The following is a 17,553-nucleotide window of genomic DNA, read 5'->3' as shown; positions in this document are numbered from 1 at the left end:
TTTGCTGTAAAAGGCCGCATAAAGAAAATATTTAAGTAAAGAAATATCTTTTATTAAGCTGTACACATTATTTTAGTATATAGCTTTCTATTCGATTAAACAATAGATGAATATTGACAATGAATAAACAAAGAAAAACCCGCGCTTTGCGGGTTTTTTCTCCTTACATAAATTCTTTCACGAGATTATTAAACATTTCATCGTCGAGACTTAACTCTTGACCTGCTAATGGTTCGTCTGCATAGCCGTATACAAGATCCTGATAAGAAGGTCTCTCTTTATCTTGATAAATAATGCCTGTTACGAGACCATTGTTTTGCATAAGAGTATTCATTGCGAGTTCCCGGTCGGATGAATCATAACTTTCAATCGTAGAGAGTTTTGTTAAATTCTCTTTAAACCAGTCATACGTATTGACTTTATTATATGTGACACATGGGCTGAATACGTTAATCACCGAGAAACCCTTATGATTAATGCCCGCTTCAATAATCGCTGTTAAGTCTTTCAAATCCGTGGAAAAGCTTTGAGCCACAAAAGACGCTCCACTTGTAATTGCCAATTCCATTGGAGAAATTGTTCCTTCAATCGCTCCCTTTGGAGTTGATTTTGTTACAAAGCCTTGGGCAGAGCGCGGAGATGTCTGTCCTTTCGTCAATCCGTAAATTTGGTTGTCCATAATGATATACGTGATGTCGATATTACGGCGCATCGCATGGATCGTATGCCCCATGCCAATCGCGAATCCGTCGCCGTCTCCCCCGGAAGCAATGACTGTTAAATCTTTGTTTGCCATTTTTACACCTTGTGCAATAGGGAGGGAGCGGCCGTGAATTCCATGCAATCCATATGATTTAATGTATCCTGAAATACGGCCCGAGCAGCCGATTCCAGAAATGACTGCAAGCTGCTCAGGCGTTAAGCCTACGTTGGCTGCCGCACGCTGAATAGCAGCCTGTACAGAGAAGTCGCCGCATCCTGGACACCAGTTTGGTTTTACATCGTTACGAAAATCTTTAAATGTTGCCATTTATAACCGCTCCTTGCTGCTTGAATATATGTGGTGCAATTTGAAAAGTTCCTTGCTGCCATTGTAAATATGATGCGGCTGGAATGGATTGCCGTCATATTTCAGCAGGCTTTTAATTTTATGCGGGTAGCCGGCATTCATCTTAATGATATTCGCAAGCTGCCCGGTCGCATTGTTTTCAACAACGGCAACGTATTTGGCTGATTCGATTAATGGAAGCAGCTCTTCCGTTGGGAACGGATGTATTAACCGGATTTGAGCGTGGTTTACTTTCGTTCCTTCCTGCTCCAGACGCTCGATCGCTTCCTCAATTGCTCCGCGAGTAGAGTTAAATCCGATTAAAAGCAAATCAGCTTCTTCATGTTTAGCGTTTTTGTATACGGGCGTTTCAAACCGGATGTTCTCAAGCTTGCGCATCCGCTTGTCCATTTGCGCTTGGCGGTTCGCAGGAGATTCCGACGGCTTGCCCGTTTCATCGTGCTCTACACCTGTTACGTGATGAATGCCGTTCTTCATGCCTGGAATAACGCGTGGAGACACACCGTCTTCTGTTACTTCATAGCGCTTAAAGTATGATTTATCTTCTCCTTCTGGCAACTCTTCCTGAACGAGCTTGCCGCGGCGGATTTCTACTTTGCTAAAATCGAGCGGTTCGACCGATTGCTTTCCGAGTGACAGCTGCAGGTCAGATAAGAGAATGACCGGACACTGGTATTCTTCCGCCAGGTTAAACGCTTCGATCGTATCATAAAACGCTTCTTCCACTGTACTTGGTGCGATGACCACTTTTGGAATTTCTCCGTGAGTACCGTAAATCATGGCCATTAAGTCGGATTGTTCCTGTTTTGTCGGCAAGCCGGTTGATGGGCCGCCGCGCTGTGTGTCGACAACGACGAGCGGTGTTTCTGTCATGCCGGCAAGCCCGATCGCTTCCATCATTAACGAAAGACCAGGTCCTGCAGAAGCAGTGAACGAACGAATGCCGCCATAGTTAGCACCGATCGCCATCGTAGCTGCCGCAATTTCATCTTCTGTCTGAATAACCGTTCCGCCTACTTTTGGTAGTTTTTCAATTAAATATTCCATAATTTCTGATGCCGGTGTAATCGGATAAGCGGCCATTAAACGCACACCGCCTGCTAATGCACCAAGTGCGATCGCATCATTACCGATCATAAACATTCGCTGCTGCCCGTCTGCCTGCTGCAGCTGCATAGCGCCAACCTTTCCTCCGAGCTGATCGAACATGTAATTATAGCCTTGCTGGATCGCTTCCATGTTCTTTTGAACAACGGCTTCTCCTTTGCGACCGAAAATTTCCTGAACGACACCTGTAAACACTTGAACGTCTAAATTAATAACGGCACAAGACGCTCCCACTGCCACCATGTTTTTCATCAGGGAAGTTCCAAGGTCTGCAGCGATTTCTGTAAAAGGAACCGCATACAATTCTGCTTTTGTATTTTCCGGCTTAACCGGATTAAACTTTGCATCAGCGATAATGATTCCCTTGTCATGAAGCTCCCCACAGTTCACATCAATTGTTTCTTGATCAAAAGCGACTAAGATGTCCAAGTCGTCTGCGACTGCACGAACAGGAGTTGTGCTGACACGGATTTTGTTGTTTGTATGCCCGCCTTTAATGCGGGATGAGAAATGGCGGTAGCCATATAGAAAATATCCTAGTCGATTCAAAGCTGTAGAGAAAATTTCCCCCGTGCTTTCAATCCCTTCACCTTGTTGTCCTCCAACTTTCCAGGAAAGCTGATTTATCATAGAATATCCAACTCCTTTAGTCCGTTCGGATCTCCGAAACTGTTACTGTTTTAGTTTATCACTTTTATTTCTAAAGCACTATACTCAAAATTTTTCACTAGACGGGAAATCTGCTGGAAAAATTAGTCCAAAGAAACTTTTTTGTCTGCTCAGCTGAAAAGTGTTTATCTAGCTCTTCAGCCCACCTTTCATACGATTCAAATGAGCTTAATCCCGAGATCGTTTCATCAATGCCGTCAAAGTCAGAACCGAATCCAAGATGATTTTCACCGCCAAGCTTACAAATATGTTCTACGTGTTTCAACAAATCCTTTGCCGATACGCTTCCTTTTTCTTTAACAAAAAACGGGACGAATGATAGGCCGATGACACTGTCTTTTTTAATCAATGCTTGAATTTGATCGTCTGTCAAATTACGCGGGTGCGGACAAAGCCGATAACAGTTTGAATGGCTGGCAATCGGCGTATCCGCCAGTTCCATCACATCCCAAAAAGCTCTTTCCGATAAATGGGAAACATCTGTCCAAATCTTCCACTCATTGAGCATACGGATAATTTGGCTTCCAAACTCTGTGACGCCGCCGCCTCTTTTTGTCATCACTCCATCTGCCAAGGCATTTGTACCATTCCAAGTTAACCCAACTGACCTTACGCCAAGCCGGTATAAAGTTGTTAGTTTTAATGGATCTTCTTCAATGGCTTCGCAGCCTTCGAGCGTAAGCACTGCCCCGATTTCTCCCGATTTTAATTCGTCCAATTCCTGTTTCTTCGTAATCACTTTCATGTCAGGATATGGCTTGATGATTTTTTCATAAAACAAGTCGACTTGCTCCAGTGCTGATCTAAACCGGTCATGCGGCTGGATAGTTGACGGCAAAAAAATGGCAAAGCATTGGACTTTTGCTTTTGCTTGCTTTAAGCCGCTATATGTAACATGCAAGGAAGAGTCGTTAAAGCTTTTTCTCTTATCTTTTTGTAATTGATATAATACATCACAATGAGCGTCAAAAATCATCTTATTCACCCTCTCAAAAAGGATAAAACTAACTAACTTAATCGGAATAACATATAAAATATAACCCTTTTATCTAAAAAATGCAAAAACTTTTCAAAAAAGAAAAACCCGTCTCAAGAAAGCAGTCTAAAAGAGCGATGTTTGCTCTCTTTTTGCCGTCGTTAAGCCGGGTTTTTATTTAAATAGAAGAATGTTATCGAGGTTCGACAATCAATTTGATGGCTGTTCGTTCTTCTCCTTCAATCATGATATCTGTAAAAGCCGGAATACAAATTAAGTCCACCCCGCTCGGAGCAACGAATCCGCGGGCGATCGCTACCGCTTTCACCGCTTGATTCAGCGCTCCGGCTCCGATCGCCTGAATTTCAGCTTCCCCTCTTTCTCGCAGAACACCGGCAAGTGCACCAGCTACAGAATTAGGATTAGATTTTGCCGAAACTTTTAATATCTCCATTTCTTGTCCCCCTTTTGTTAAACCATACCGAATGCTCATTCCAGTGAACATAGTTGGTCGCTGTCCTTCCATTGCTACTATATTCGAGGACTGGCTTCTGTATTACTTGTCTCGTTAAACAAAAGAGGACCATCGCTTATTCAGCGATAAATGGGAAGTCATCGTTAATCAAAATTCGTTCAATCTTTTTGGCTGTCCCTGTCTTTTTATCTATTTCGATCAAACAGGCGCTCAGCTGGGTTCGTCCGCTTTTCGGCACTTCAAACCTGACCGGCAGCCCCGTTATAAATTTTTTCAAGACTGCTTCCTTTTCCATACCGAGAATGCTGTCGTACGGGCCTGTCATACCGACATCAGATAAATAAGCTGTTCCTTTTGGCAAAATGCGATTATCAGCTGTTTGGACGTGAGTATGGGTGCCAATCACAGCTGTTACTTTTCCATCTAAAAACCAGCCGAGTGCTTGTTTTTCACTTGTCGCTTCGGCATGAAAATCAACAAAGATGACCGGCGTCCGTTCACGCGCTTTTGCTACAAGCGATTCTGCTTTTTTAAAAGGGCAGTCTAGCGCAGGCATAAACGTCCGCCCTTGCAAATTGATAATTGCCGCTTCTATGCCCGCCCGCTTGACAAATAATAAACCGGATCCCGGTGTCCCTTCAGGAAAATTAGCCGGCCGCACGAGCGCTTTCGCTTCATCAATGAAGTCAAAGATGTCTTTATTGTCCCAGGCATGGTTGCCGAGTGTCACCGCATCCGCACCATCTGCTAAAAACTGACGGTAAATTTTGGCTGTAATGCCTCGTCCCGATGCGGCGTTTTCTCCGTTCACGATTGTCCAGTCCGGACGGTATTTATTTTTGAGCATCGGCAAATACTGGCTGATCATATCACGTCCCGGAGCTCCAACGACGTCACCTGTAAATAATATTTTCATACAATTTCCTTTCCTTCCCTTTATTTTCCCATAGGGAAAGCGGTGTGATAAATCACACCGCTTTATTTTGCATATTCCACAGCACGTGTTTCTCTTATGACTGTTACTTTGATGTGTCCCGGATAATCGAGTTCTCCTTCGATCCGCTTACGGATGTCACGAGCTAATCGATGAGCCTGCAGATCATCAATTTGTTCCGGCTTTACCATGATGCGTACTTCACGTCCTGCCTGGATGGCAAATGACTTCTCAACGCCGTCGTACGACTCAGAAATTTCTTCGAGTTTTTCCAAGCGGCGAATATAGTTTTCCAAAGTTTCACTGCGTGCGCCTGGTCTTGCGGCTGATAATGCATCGGCAGCAGCAACGAGCACAGCAATGATAGAAGTCGGCTCTGTATCACCGTGGTGGGAAGCAATGCTGTTAATGACGACCGGATGCTCTTTATACTTCGTCCCAAGCTCCACACCGATTTCTACGTGGCTTCCTTCTACTTCATGATCGACTGCTTTACCGATATCATGCAGCAGTCCGGCGCGTCGGGCAAGCGTCTCGTCTTCGCCGAGCTCAGCTGCCAGCAAGCCGGTTAAATAAGCTACTTCCATCGAGTGCTTTAATACATTCTGGCCATAACTTGTACGGTATTTCAAGCGTCCGAGAATTTTGATTAAGTCCGGATGCAGACCGTGAACACCCACTTCAAACGTTGTTTGTTCACCGACTTCACGAATGTGCTCATCTACTTCTCTTCGTGCTTTGTCCACCATTTCTTCAATACGCGCTGGATGAATACGTCCATCCTGCACAAGTTTTTCAAGTGCAATTCTCGCGGTCTCACGACGAATTGGATCAAATCCGGAAAGAATGACAGCTTCCGGTGTATCATCAATAATCAAATCAATACCTGTCAGCGTTTCTAGCGTACGGATGTTTCTTCCTTCCCGTCCAATGATACGGCCTTTCATTTCATCATTCGGCAAAGTAACAACGGAAACTGTTGTTTCTGCCACGTGGTCGGCCGCACAGCGCTGAATGGCAAGAGAAAGGATTGATTTTGCTTTCTTGTCCGCTTCTTCTTTCGCCCTGTTTTCTTGCTCTTTTGTCATTACAGCAATATCGTGTGCAAGCTCCTGCTCCATTCGTTCCAAAATAATCGAGCGGGCTTCCTCCCGAGTCAGGCTGGCGATTCGTTCTAGTTCTGCCTGCTGTGTTTTGATCATCTCTTCCACTTTGCTGTCCATCTCTTCAATATGTTGTTGTCTCTCCGCAAGAGCCTCCTCTTTTCTCTCAAGCTGTAATTCGCGTTTATCAAGCGACTCATCTTTTCGATCGAGGTTCTCTTCTTTTTGTAACAAACGATTCTCTTGTTTTTGCAATTCGTTTCTTCGCTCACGAAGCTCTAATTCCGTGTCTGTACGAAGTTTGTGAATTTCATCCTTTGCTTCGAGCAGGGCTTCTTTCTTTAAGGCTTCTGCTTCGCGTTTTGCGTCATCAACAATTTGATCCGCTGCGCTTTTTGCCCCTGCAATCTTCGACTCGGCAATGGATTTCCGAACAAAATAGCCAACAACTACACCGACGATTAGGCCAAGCAAAATGGAGATGATTGTAATAGCTTCCATCCTTTCACCTCCCCTTGCTATGAACTTTTGCCATGCTTTTAACATGTCGGCTGATACATTGTGTCAACATTTCAATATACAGCTTCTAACTTTCCATTTTTAAGAGAAAAAAATGTAAAATATACATTTCAATTTTATAGTTGTGAAAATTTGTTGTCAAGGGTTTCATCCCCGACAATTACTTTATTCTCATTGTTTGAAAGAAAAAGGAGCGATGCTGTTTGACATCGCTCCCGCTTCTTATTCATCAAGCAAGTTGAAATCTTCCGGCATTTCCTCTTCGGCATTTACAGCAACCTCTGCATCCAGGCCATAATGCTGGCGGATTTTCATCATGACTTCCTGGCGAATGTCCGGATTTTCTTTCAAAAATTGCTTGGCGTTTTCCCGGCCTTGCCCTAAGCGCTCTTCATTATAAGAGTACCAGGCACCACTTTTTTGAACAATATCCACCTCGGACCCCATATCGATGATTTCACCTTCTCTAGAGATTCCTTCACCGTACATGATATCCACTTCCGCTACACGGAATGGAGGAGCCACTTTATTCTTCACTACTTTGATTTTCGTTTTGTTACCAACTATTTCGTTTCCTTGCTTCAACGCTTCGGCACGGCGAACTTCGAGGCGGACGGAGCTGTAGAACTTCAGCGCGCGGCCTCCCGGAGTTACCTCAGGGTTCCCGAACATAATGCCGACTTTCTCGCGAATCTGGTTAATAAAGATAGCAATAGTTTTAGACTTGTTGATGGCCCCGGACAATTTCCGAAGCGCTTGTGACATTAAGCGCGCCTGCAAACCGACGTGCGCGTCACCCATTTCACCTTCAATTTCTGCTTTCGGCACGAGTGCGGCCACAGAATCAACAACAAGAATGTCAACGGCGCCGCTGCGGACAAGAGCTTCTGCAATCTCAAGCGCCTGCTCTCCTGTATCCGGCTGTGAAAGCAGTAGTTCATCAATATTAACTCCTAATTTTTGGGCATATACTGGATCAAGCGCATGTTCAGCATCGATAAAAGCCGCCTGGCCTCCGCCTGCCTGTACTTCTGCAATCGCGTGAAGAGCCACCGTCGTTTTACCGGAGCTTTCCGGCCCATAAATTTCAATAATACGTCCGCGCGGATAACCGCCTACTCCAAGTGCTGCATCAAGAGCGAGCGAACCGCTTGGGCTAGTAGAAATCTTTCGGTCTGTCTGCTCTCCGAGTTTCATAATGGAACCTTTTCCAAATTGTTTTTCAATTTGCTTTAAGGCCATATCTAATGCTGCTTGACGATCGTTCACTAAAATTCCTCCTTAAAATTGACAATCTATCAAATAAAATGCGTGTTCACATGTTATTTCAGAATCTACAATAACTATACCTTTTTATTGAGACAATTTCAAGCAAAAAGCGAACATTTATTCGGTTTTTTATTTATTCCAGAAAGCGAAAAAAGAGGATAGAAAAATAGAAATATAGAAAGGCTAGAAGAAAAAGGAAGAAAGAAAAAAAGGAAAAAGTAAATCCCGCTCCTTTATTTTATCACAAGACTGCAGGAGATGGTAATTTCAATTAGAACAAAAGCTTCTGCACATTGTTGTACAGAAGCTCCATCTAATCATTTATCACTTTTAGCTTTTAACAGCTGCACCTGTTGCTTTTTCGATCGCCTGGTTCAAGTCTGCGATTAAGTCTTTCGTTGACTCCAGCCCGATCGATAAGCGGATCAATTCTTCTGTTGTTCCTGACTTCGCCAAATCTTCGCTGCTTAATTGTTGATGAGTCGTCGATGCCGGGTGAATGATTAATGATTTACCATCTCCGACATTTGCTACGTGTGACCACAATTCGATGTTATCGATTACTTTTTTCCCAGCTTCCCGTCCGCCTTTTATGCCGAAAACAACAATGGAGCCAAACGTGTTATCTAAATATTTCTTCGCCAGTTCATGAGACGGATGATCTTCGAGGCTTGGGTGGGACACCCATTCGACACCTTGATGATTTTTTAAATAATCAACGATGGCCAACGTATTTTCATGATGCCGCTGAATGCGCAAATGCAATGTTTCCAGGCCTTGAAGCAATAGGAAAGCACTGTTGGCACTTAAGGATGGACCAAAGTCTCTCAACGATTGAACGCGCAGTTTGATGGCGAATGCCGGTCCTTCAAGTTCAGCAAACTTTAAACCGCCGTAAGATTCGTCGGGCTCTGTAAAGCTCGGGAATCTTTCACTGTTCCAGTTAAATTTCCCGCCATCGACAACGACGCCGCCAATAACGGTACCGTGGCCGCTGATCCATTTCGTCGCGGAATGGACAACGATGTCAGCTCCCCACGTAAGCGGCTTCGCTCCATAAGGAGAAGCAAATGTATTATCCACAATTAACGGAATACCATTTTCATGAGCAATGTCTGCCACTTTTTCCACATCAAGCACATTCAATGACGGATTGCCGATAATTTCACCAAAAAAGGCTTTTGTTTTTGGAGTGATAGCGGCGCGAAAATTTTCCGGATCAGTGGAATCGACAAACTTCACATTAATTCCGTATTTAGGAAGAGTGTTAGCGAATAAATTGTATGTACCTCCGTACAGGTTAGCCGCTGCCACAATTTCATCTCCGGCGTGGGCCAAGTTCAAGATCGAAAAAGCAATCGCAGCCATTCCTGACGAAAGAGCGACCGCCGCTGCTCCTTCTTCAAGCAAAGCGACGCGTTTTTCAAATACATCGACTGTCGGATTCATAATACGGGAATAAATGTTGCCCGGCTTTTGAAGAGAAAATAAAGCGCTGGCATGCTCGGTATCTTCAAATACATAAGAAGTTGTTTCATAAATCGGCACAGCACGGGCCCCCGTTGTTGGATCTGGCACTTGTCCTCCATGAAGCAAAATCGTTTCCTGGCTCCAATTGTCTTTTGTCATTGTCAATCCCTCCTAATTTATTAAACAATATAATTAATAGTGTTTAAGAAACACAAAACCCTTCTTCTCGAATAAGAAGAGGGGTTCATTATGCATTCCCTTCTTATCTGTCAGACATAACGCCTGCAGGATTTAGCACCGTTTCAGACAAACTTGCCTGAAGGTTGCTGGGCTTCGTCGGGCCTCATCCCTCCACCGCTCTTAATAAGAGTATTGATATTCAATTGAAGAGATAACGGACTCTTGCTTTTAATTATATAGCACATCTATCGGAATAGCCAATAATATTCCGAATATTTTCATTTATCGTTTGCAAATTCGGCTAATAAATAATGGCAGCCGAATTTCACCGTCCGCTTTCTAATACCTGTTCGGCTGCCAGCCAGTTCAAGCTTGAATGCTTTCGGCGCCTTGTCCTTACAAGCCAAGCCAAGCCAAACCGTGCCGGGCGGATGACCTTCTGCTTCATCAGGACCGGCAACCCCGGTAAAACTGATTCCAAAATCAGCATCAAACTGGCGGCGGACGTTTTCCGCCAGTTCAATGGCACATTCTTTACTGATTGCTCCATGAACGGTAATCGTTTCTTTTTTTACTTGCACGAGCTTTTCTTTCACTTCATTTGAATAGCAAACGACGCCTCCGTTAAAAATAGCACTTGCACCAGGAACAGCCGTAATTTCACTTTGAAATAAGCCCCCCGTTAAGCTTTCAGCTGCTGCTATTGTCTGGTTTGTTTCTTTTAAACGACCGACAAGTTCACGGGCAATGGTCGTATCGTTATACCCATAAAAATACTCGCCGACCCGGCGGAGAACTTCATCTTCCGTTTCTTGAATCATCTGCAGAGCCGTCTCTTCTGATTCATGTTTAGCAGTAATCCGAAGCGTCACTTCCCCGTCTCCCGCAAGCGGCGCAATCGTCGGATTTTGCTGGGCAAGCAGCAAATCTTCTACTTCCGTTTCTAACGCAGATTCGCCAATGCCGAAAAACCTTAATACTCGCGATTCTATTTTTTCGACTTTTTCAAGTAAATTTAATAATTGCGGTTTAGCATAGTCAATAAACATTGGCTGCATTTCCCGGGGCGGGCCAGGCAAAAGCATATAGAGATTTTTTTCTCCTTTCACCATCATGCCGGGTGCCATGCCGTGGTCATTCGGCAGAACAGTGCTGCCTTCCATTACAAGTGCTTGTTTCTTATTATTTGGCGTCATTGGACGCTTCGTTTTTATAAAATAGCTTTCAATACTTTTTAGGGCCTCTTCATTGTAAACGAGCGGGCGGCCGATATGTGACCCGATCGCTTCTTTCGTTAAATCATCTTTCGTTGGGCCGAGACCGCCGGTAAAAATCAGCAAGTCCGCCCGTTTCTCCGCTTCTTTCACGACGTCCAGCAAGCGGCGGCTATTATCGCCGACGACGGTATGATAGTACACATTAATGCCAATCTCTGCTAGATGCTGGGACAGAAACTGGGCATTCGTGTTCGCAATTTGTCCCAACAGCAATTCAGATCCAACCGCAATAATTTCTGCATTCATCTTCTTCATCCTTTCTTTTTCTTCAAAAAACACCATTGGCCGATAACCAATGGTGTTCCCTCTTATTTCGAATGTTTAAATATCCGGCGGTTGAGATAAAAATAATCCCAGCCTGACCAGACAGTGAAGAAAGCAGCGACCCAGAGAGCAAAATCCGCAAACGGAATTCCCCAGCTTTCAAATGGAGCATTATGGAGCAGTAAAGCAGCAATCGCAATGATCTGCGTCCACGTCTTAATTTTTCCGAGCATGTTGGCAGCGACTACTTCGCCTTCACCCGCCAGGATTAAACGCAGTCCTGTCACTGCAAATTCGCGGCTGATAATGACAATGACAATCCAAGAAGCGGCCAAGTCAAAATCAACAAGCACGATCAGCGCTGCTGACACGAGTAGTTTATCGGCAAGCGGATCTAAAAATTTCCCTAAGTTTGTGACCATATTTAATTTTCTTGCATAATAGCCGTCAATCCAATCGGTCGTCGAAGCAAAAATAAACAGCATAGCGCCCCAAAAGTGCGCAGCCGGCATCGTTGTGCCCAAAAACGTCATGTCGCCCCAACCGAAGTCGGCCAGCATAATTACTAAAAACAATGGGATCATTAAAATCCTTGAAACAGTTATCTTATTCGGTAAATTCACAATGGACCCTCCACCTATTCTATCGTCAGACGGCTTTTCAAAAAGCCATCTGAACAGCTGCTAAATTATTGTGCAGCCGGCTTCACCTGGATAATAATATCCTGCCTTACTTGCTCGGCAGCAGGAAGCTGGTACGTTAACGTTTCGCCATTGATTTTAATTTCTGTATCTGGCGCAAAGCCAACAACAATTTTTGCTGATGTTTGTCCGGTTAAATCAAACGTTTGCGATTGCCCTTTTGTCAGCATATTGCCATAATAGCTTTTTCCGCTTCCGTCGGTTACTCCCACCCATGTTTCCCCTTTAGATAGAACAGACACTTCAAACTTCTCTGCATTTTGGAGCTGATACGTCGCTTTTCTGCCGCTCGCGCCCGCTGCTGACAACGTTTGCTTAGGCTTAGGCGGTTCTTCTTTTTTTACTTCTTTTTCTGGGGCAGCTGTTTCTTTCTTTGTCTCTTTCTCATCGACCACTGGGCTTTTCGGTTGTTCAACAACCGCTTCTTCTTTCACTGCTTTATCATTGGAATCACTTTTCGGAATGAGAAACCATACTAGAAAGATGGCTCCGATGACAAAAGCTGTGACTAAAATTTTCGGCAAGTATTCAAGGAATTGGGAAGGTTCAGCAGGCACGGTCGTCCGTACTTTTTCCACCTTCGTCGCCCGCTGTGGAATTTCATCTTCGTAGGAAGACGGAATTTCACTTTTGTATTCTTCAAACAGCTGTTCATGGTCCAGTCCAACTGCTTCAGCATATTGCTTAATGAACGCCCTAATGTAAAACTTGCCGGGCATCATCTCGTAATTCCCTTCTTCAATGCCGCTTAAATATCTTTTTTGAATTTTCGTTATTTCCTGTACATCGGCCAACGACAGCCCTTTTGCTTCTCGCGCTTCTCTTAAGCGGTTTCCTAATTCTGTCACCCATAACACCTTCCATAATTAAAAGTTAAAACCTCCGAAGTTCGAATCCTGGAACAAACTATTTTTTTCCACCGGTTCGTATGTAATTTCCTCATCGGGATGATGGCGAAGCTCAATAATATAATCAAAGTCTTCTAATTTATATTCACTGTTTTGAACGAAAATATCTGGGTGCTCCACTACTTTCACTGCCGGCAGGCGCATAATTTCCCGCACAAGCTGCCAATGCTTTTCACTAGCTCGTTTCGTCGACACTACCCCGTCCATAATAAAAAGATGGTTTGGGTTGTATTCATCGAGGATTAACTGATCACGGACCGTTTGTTTAATCATTGTCGATGACATGAACAGCCACCTTTTATTAGCGCACACGCTTGCTGCCACAATCGATTCGGTTTTCCCGACTCTCGGCATGCCGCGAATGCCAATTAATTTGTGTCCTTCCATTTTATACAATTCTGCCATAAAATCAACGAGAAGTCCAAGTTCAGTCCGGACAAAACGGAATGTTTTTTTATCATCGGCATCCCGCTGGATGTAGCGGCCATGTCTGACAGCCATGCGGTCCCGCAGTTTAGGTTCTCTTAACTTGATAATTTGAATCGTATCCATTGTCAGCAAAATGGATTCCAGCCTTCTGATTTGATCTTCACTTTGAGCTAGCATTAACAAGCCGCGGCTCGCTTCATCCACTCCATTGATCGTCACGATATTAATCGAAAGCATACCAAGCAACGAAGATATATCGCCTAACAGCCCAGGACGGTTTTTAACAATTTTATATTCTAAGTACCATTCTTTTTTGGACATAAAAACGCTCCTAGCGGCTTGCTGAAAAGCCCGTTAATGATAATGCCTAGCTTCTATAATATATGATTTACTCTTTTAATGAAAGAAAAAAGAGAGGGAAAACCTCCCTCTCTTAACGAATTCCATTATTTTGCACTAATTTTACCATCATGCTGGCAATAGCTTGCTGTTCTTCTTTGGAAGCGACTGACCATAAATCTGACAGGACTCTTTCCTGTTCATTTTTCGGGTCCACTTTATTGGCAAGATAATCTCCTACCTGATAAGCCATGTTGTTAATCGTTTCGTTGTCCATCCCCGTAGTTGCCGCCTGGTTTAATTTTGTCCCTAAAAAGCTTTTCCATTCTTGCCAATTATCAAGTACTGACATATTCTTGTCCCTCCTTTATTGAGTTACAACAATAGTTTGTTCCCCGGTGAAAAAAATTATTCATTTGAATTACGTATACCAGCCGCCATTAACCGCAAGAACCTGCCCTGTTATATAAGAAGAAGAAGGCGAACAAACAAAATGAACAGCTTCAGCTATTTCTGCCGCAGTTCCAAGCCGGCCCATCGGAATATCGGCAGCTATTTCCATTTTTTCCTCCATTGAAAATTGGGCCATCATCGGTGTATTGACAGCCCCGGGAGCGATTGCGTTAATTCGTATGTTAGATGGAGCCAGCTCTTTTGCCAATGCTTTAACAAAAGCAATTTGCGCTCCTTTTACTGTTGAATAAGCCACTTCACAGGCAGCCCCGGTCTGTCCCCACACAGAAGACACCAAAACAATCGATGGAAAAATCGCCTTCCGAAGCTTTGGAATTAGTTGTTGGACGATGACCATCGGGCTTTTCACGTGCAGTTGCCACAACTTGTCTATGTCTTTTTCCTCAATGTCTTGAAACAAGCTGTAGTGAGCCGTTCCTCCAGCAAATATTGCCGCTTCTACTGTAAATAAGTGGCTGGCGAGCAAGCGGGCTCCGCCGGCAGCCGTTAAGTCGGCTTGGATAACAATCACTTCTGACCCGATCAGCTCCAGCTCTTTTTGGAGCTGATCGATTTTTTCCTTTCCTTTAAAATATTGAAGGTATAAATTCCAACCTTCTTTTGCCAGCTTGCGGGCAATTTCTTCCCCAATCCCCCCGCTCGCACCGGTAACAAGTACCCACTTTTTCATACTTTTATTCCCCTTTATGTATTTCGGCTTTCTTTTCCCTCATTATGCAAGAAGCCGAACTCCTGTCCCCCACCATGTCAAATGAAAGAAAGAATCCGGCTGCTTTGTTCACCATTAGACTTATTTAGGTAAAATATGAAAAGTGGTCAACCGATTTTCTGAAATCATTTGCCTGGCTGTATTTAATACATCATCTAATGTAATTCCCTCGAGAACCGGAACAACTTCAAATAAATTCATTCCATTAAATGTGTACCGGGTAAATTGATTGGCAATGTATTCAGGAGAGTTCACTGCCCGCAAAAAAGAACCTATTTTTTTCTTTATGGACCGTTTTAAAGCTTCTTCCGTTAAATGTTTTCCTGTCTTTGTTTCCAGTAAAATCGTGCGGATACGCTTCTCAAGCTCGTCAGGCTTTGCGGTATCGCCGCCGATCATCGCAAAACCAAAGCCTTTTTCCTGGGTAAAGTCATAATAAAACGTTTCATCAATTAACCCTTCGCGATAAAGCTGGTAATAAAGCGGTGAGCTTTTTCCGAATAGCATATCGAGCATGACGTTCATCGTTGATTCCCGTTTTTGCAGCTGTTCACTTTGCAGCTCTGTATCGATTGCTTTTAGTCCGACTTGACACTTTGATGTTTGAACGTTCATTTTCAATACTCGTTTCTGTTCTTTGACTTCTGCTGGCTCTTGTTCAAACAAGCGGTTAATTTCCGGCTGGTCCGTATAATCTTTTTTCGATTGATTTTCCCGGACGAACTCGATCGTTTCTTGCGGGTCAATGGAACCGACTACAAATAGCAGCATATTGCTCGGATGGTAAAATGTGCGATAGCATTCATATAAATGATCTTTTGTAATATCCGCAATCGATTCTACCGTACCGGCAATATCGATTTTTACCGGATGCGTGTGGTACATATTTTGAATAAGCCCGAAATAAGACTGCCAATCCGAGTTATCATCGTACATACGAATTTCCTGGCCGATGATGCCTTTTTCTTTTTCGACTGTTTTTTCAGTAAAATAAGGCTCCTGAACGAAATTAATGAGTGTTTCCAAATTGTTCTGTACGTTGTCTGTACTAGAAAATAAATACGCTGTCCGCGTAAACGAAGTGAATGCATTCGCCGAAGCGCCTTGACGGCTGAAATGCTGAAACACATCTCCATCTTCTTTTTCAAACATTTTGTGTTCTAAAAAATGGGCGATTCCGTCCGGAACATGAATAAAGTCATTTCCGCCTTGGGGGATAAATTGATTATCGATCGAACCATATTTTGTCGTAAAAGTCGCATACGTTTTATTGAACCCCTTTTTTTGAAGTACATACACATCCAGGCCATTGTCCATTTTTTCATAAAACAGTTCTTCCTGCAGCTGATCAAACACGATCTTTTCCATTATTCTCCCTCCATTCCCGACAAAAAGTAAATTGTATCCATTTCCACTTTATCGGCAACCGCTGTAATTTCTTCTTTCGTCGTCTGCTCAACAGCTTCCAGCCAATGATCAATAGTCATTTCTTTGCCAGCAACAACATTTTGGTAGAGCATTTCAATCACACCTCTAGCCGTATCGATCGTTTCAAGCAACTGATTGCGGATTACAGCTTTTGTTTGCAGTAATTCGCTGTCAGAGATCTCTCCGTTTTTCATGGCTGTCAGCTGCTCGCGAATAATCTCGACCGCTTTTGTGTAATTTTTGCTGTCGATACCCGAAAGAACCATCAAAAAGCCTTTATGGCTTTCAAGACGGCTGGCCGCATAATAAGCGAGGCTTTCTTTTTCCCGCACATTCGTAAACAGCTTCGAGTGGGAAAAGCCGCCAAAAACACCATTAAACAATTGCAAAGCAATATAGTCATCGTCTCCAAAAGTGACGTGAGTCCGGCAGCCGATATGAAGTTTGCCCTGATTAATTTCCTGTTTTTCTTTAATTTCTTTCGGTTTAACGGATGTTGCAGCTGTTTTTGCTGCCTTGGAAGATTGAGGGGTTCTGCTGTTGAATTGAAATAAGCGGTCCGCCATTTTTTCCACTTGGCCGGCTTCTACATCTCCGACAATATATAAATCCATTTCATCTCCTGTAAATGCCTGTTCATAATAACTGTAAAGATCCGTTTCGTTTATTCCCTCTACATCCTCAAGGATGCCATTCGACTGAAGGGCATACGGATCTCCCGCATACATTTCTTCCAAAAGACGTGCGCTGGCATAGCGCATTTTATCATCATAAATCGATTCAATCCGCTGTTTTAAATTCCGCTTTTCATCTATGACAATTTCGCTATTGAACGCCCCGTTTTCTGCATTCGGCTTTTGCAATATTTCGTGCAAAAATTGCAGCGCTTGTTCGAGAAGCGGTTCTCCTTCTTTTAAAAACTTTTCATTGGCGACTTCCATCGAGAAACTAATTGTATGGTAGTCTCCTTTTTTTGCTAAATCAACATAGAAACTGGCGCCGTACAAATCATCGAGATAAGAGCGCAAGTCAGTCGATGTCGGATATTTCTCCGAGCCGCTTTGAAGCACGTAAGGCAGCAGTGCCCTTTTCGTTACCGTTTCTTTTTGGAGCGGAGCTTTCATTTTCCATACGATTGTATTTGTTTTATATTTATCCGTCCTGACGATATGCAAATTGTACCCTTTTTTCTTTATAATGGTTTCATTTATCAATGCCACTAAAATACCCTCCTTTTCCAACAGCTATGTCTT

16 protein-coding genes and 1 riboswitch are annotated in these 17,553 nt (G+C 43.6%); all 16 genes read right to left on the bottom strand.

The window, feature by feature from the left end; translation table 11 throughout:
• Positions 1–163 precede the first annotated feature (163 nt).
• Positions 164–1,030, bottom strand: coding sequence for a 2-oxoacid:ferredoxin oxidoreductase subunit beta (locus F9802_RS05275; protein ID WP_152150108.1), 867 nt, complete (start codon positions 1,028–1,030; stop codon positions 164–166).
• A complete protein-coding gene (locus F9802_RS05270) occupies positions 1,031–2,806 on the bottom strand; it encodes a 2-oxoacid:acceptor oxidoreductase subunit alpha (RefSeq protein WP_152150107.1) in 1,776 nt (591 codons plus the stop codon).
• Positions 2,807–2,903: 97 nt separating this feature from the next.
• Positions 2,904–3,821, bottom strand: coding sequence for a dipeptidase (locus F9802_RS05265; RefSeq protein WP_152150106.1), 918 nt, complete (start codon positions 3,819–3,821; stop codon positions 2,904–2,906).
• A 193-nt stretch (positions 3,822–4,014) separates the two neighbouring features.
• Complete coding sequence (spoVS, locus tag F9802_RS05260; protein WP_152150105.1) at positions 4,015–4,275, bottom strand: stage V sporulation protein SpoVS; 261 nt, start codon at positions 4,273–4,275, stop codon at positions 4,015–4,017.
• Positions 4,276–4,411: 136 nt separating this feature from the next.
• Positions 4,412–5,212: a TIGR00282 family metallophosphoesterase gene (locus tag F9802_RS05255; RefSeq protein ID WP_152150104.1), complete on the bottom strand. Its 801-nt coding sequence runs from the start codon at positions 5,210–5,212 to the stop codon at positions 4,412–4,414.
• A gap of 62 nt (positions 5,213–5,274) precedes the next feature.
• On the bottom strand, positions 5,275–6,834 hold the full coding sequence (rny, locus tag F9802_RS05250; RefSeq protein ID WP_152150103.1) for a ribonuclease Y: 1,560 nt from the start codon (positions 6,832–6,834) through the stop codon (positions 5,275–5,277).
• Positions 6,835–7,074: 240 nt separating this feature from the next.
• Entirely contained in the window at positions 7,075–8,121 is a 1,047-nt protein-coding gene (recA, locus tag F9802_RS05245; RefSeq protein WP_152150102.1) for a recombinase RecA, read from the bottom strand.
• A 330-nt stretch (positions 8,122–8,451) separates the two neighbouring features.
• A complete protein-coding gene (locus F9802_RS05240) occupies positions 8,452–9,750 on the bottom strand; it encodes an O-acetylhomoserine aminocarboxypropyltransferase/cysteine synthase family protein (RefSeq protein ID WP_152150101.1) in 1,299 nt (432 codons plus the stop codon).
• Between the two features lie 100 nt (positions 9,751–9,850).
• A riboswitch (SAM riboswitch) is annotated at positions 9,851–9,961 on the bottom strand.
• Between the two features lie 88 nt (positions 9,962–10,049).
• Positions 10,050–11,294: a competence/damage-inducible protein A gene (locus tag F9802_RS05235; RefSeq protein WP_152150100.1), complete on the bottom strand. Its 1,245-nt coding sequence runs from the start codon at positions 11,292–11,294 to the stop codon at positions 10,050–10,052.
• Between the two features lie 62 nt (positions 11,295–11,356).
• Complete coding sequence (pgsA, locus tag F9802_RS05230; protein WP_152150099.1) at positions 11,357–11,935, bottom strand: CDP-diacylglycerol--glycerol-3-phosphate 3-phosphatidyltransferase; 579 nt, start codon at positions 11,933–11,935, stop codon at positions 11,357–11,359.
• A gap of 65 nt (positions 11,936–12,000) precedes the next feature.
• Complete coding sequence (locus F9802_RS05225; protein ID WP_152150098.1) at positions 12,001–12,861, bottom strand: helix-turn-helix domain-containing protein; 861 nt, start codon at positions 12,859–12,861, stop codon at positions 12,001–12,003.
• 18 nt (positions 12,862–12,879) lie between these two features.
• On the bottom strand, positions 12,880–13,671 hold the full coding sequence (locus F9802_RS05220; RefSeq protein WP_152150097.1) for a DUF3388 domain-containing protein: 792 nt from the start codon (positions 13,669–13,671) through the stop codon (positions 12,880–12,882).
• A 112-nt stretch (positions 13,672–13,783) separates the two neighbouring features.
• A complete protein-coding gene (locus F9802_RS05215) occupies positions 13,784–14,041 on the bottom strand; it encodes a DUF3243 domain-containing protein (protein ID WP_152150096.1) in 258 nt (85 codons plus the stop codon).
• A gap of 69 nt (positions 14,042–14,110) precedes the next feature.
• A complete protein-coding gene (gene ymfI, locus F9802_RS05210) occupies positions 14,111–14,833 on the bottom strand; it encodes an elongation factor P 5-aminopentanone reductase (RefSeq protein ID WP_152150095.1) in 723 nt (240 codons plus the stop codon).
• A gap of 120 nt (positions 14,834–14,953) precedes the next feature.
• Positions 14,954–16,240 (bottom strand): EF-P 5-aminopentanol modification-associated protein YfmH, encoded by a 1,287-nt coding sequence (yfmH, locus tag F9802_RS05205; RefSeq protein ID WP_152150094.1) that lies wholly within the window; start codon positions 16,238–16,240, stop codon positions 14,954–14,956.
• Positions 16,240–17,520, bottom strand: coding sequence for an EF-P 5-aminopentanol modification-associated protein YfmF (yfmF, locus tag F9802_RS05200; protein ID WP_152150093.1), 1,281 nt, complete (start codon positions 17,518–17,520; stop codon positions 16,240–16,242). The genes yfmH and yfmF overlap by 1 nt, the downstream gene beginning before the upstream one ends.
• Positions 17,521–17,553 lie beyond the last annotated feature (33 nt).

It is taken from the genome of Bacillus aerolatus (genome assembly GCF_009183655.1).
GTDB classification, from domain to species: domain Bacteria; phylum Bacillota; class Bacilli; order Bacillales; family Domibacillaceae; genus Pseudobacillus; species Pseudobacillus aerolatus.
Note: the sequence above shows the minus strand (reverse complement) of the source record. Positions and strands in the feature narration are given on the sequence as shown.

What these genes read in the sequence shown, in the direction of transcription:
- F9802_RS05235 (WP_152150100.1), bottom strand. Translation starts at nt 11,294, where the DNA reads ATGAATGCAGAAATTATTGCGGTTGGATCTGAATTGCTGTTGGGACAA.
- F9802_RS05255 (WP_152150104.1), bottom strand. Translation starts at nt 5,212, where the DNA reads ATGAAAATATTATTTACAGGTGACGTCGTTGGAGCTCCGGGACGTGAT.
- spoVS (WP_152150105.1), bottom strand. Translation starts at nt 4,275, where the DNA reads ATGGAGATATTAAAAGTTTCGGCAAAATCTAATCCTAATTCTGTAGCT.
- rny (WP_152150103.1), bottom strand. Translation starts at nt 6,834, where the DNA reads ATGGAAGCTATTACAATCATCTCCATTTTGCTTGGCCTAATCGTCGGT.
- F9802_RS05270 (WP_152150107.1), bottom strand. Translation starts at nt 2,806, where the DNA reads ATGATAAATCAGCTTTCCTGGAAAGTTGGAGGACAACAAGGTGAAGGG.
- F9802_RS05275 (WP_152150108.1), bottom strand. Translation starts at nt 1,030, where the DNA reads ATGGCAACATTTAAAGATTTTCGTAACGATGTAAAACCAAACTGGTGT.
- yfmH (WP_152150094.1), bottom strand. Translation starts at nt 16,240, where the DNA reads ATGGAAAAGATCGTGTTTGATCAGCTGCAGGAAGAACTGTTTTATGAA.
- F9802_RS05240 (WP_152150101.1), bottom strand. Translation starts at nt 9,750, where the DNA reads ATGACAAAAGACAATTGGAGCCAGGAAACGATTTTGCTTCATGGAGGA.
- F9802_RS05265 (WP_152150106.1), bottom strand. Translation starts at nt 3,821, where the DNA reads ATGATTTTTGACGCTCATTGTGATGTATTATATCAATTACAAAAAGAT.
- F9802_RS05215 (WP_152150096.1), bottom strand. Translation starts at nt 14,041, where the DNA reads ATGTCAGTACTTGATAATTGGCAAGAATGGAAAAGCTTTTTAGGGACA.
- ymfI (WP_152150095.1), bottom strand. Translation starts at nt 14,833, where the DNA reads ATGAAAAAGTGGGTACTTGTTACCGGTGCGAGCGGGGGGATTGGGGAA.
- F9802_RS05220 (WP_152150097.1), bottom strand. Translation starts at nt 13,671, where the DNA reads ATGTCCAAAAAAGAATGGTACTTAGAATATAAAATTGTTAAAAACCGT.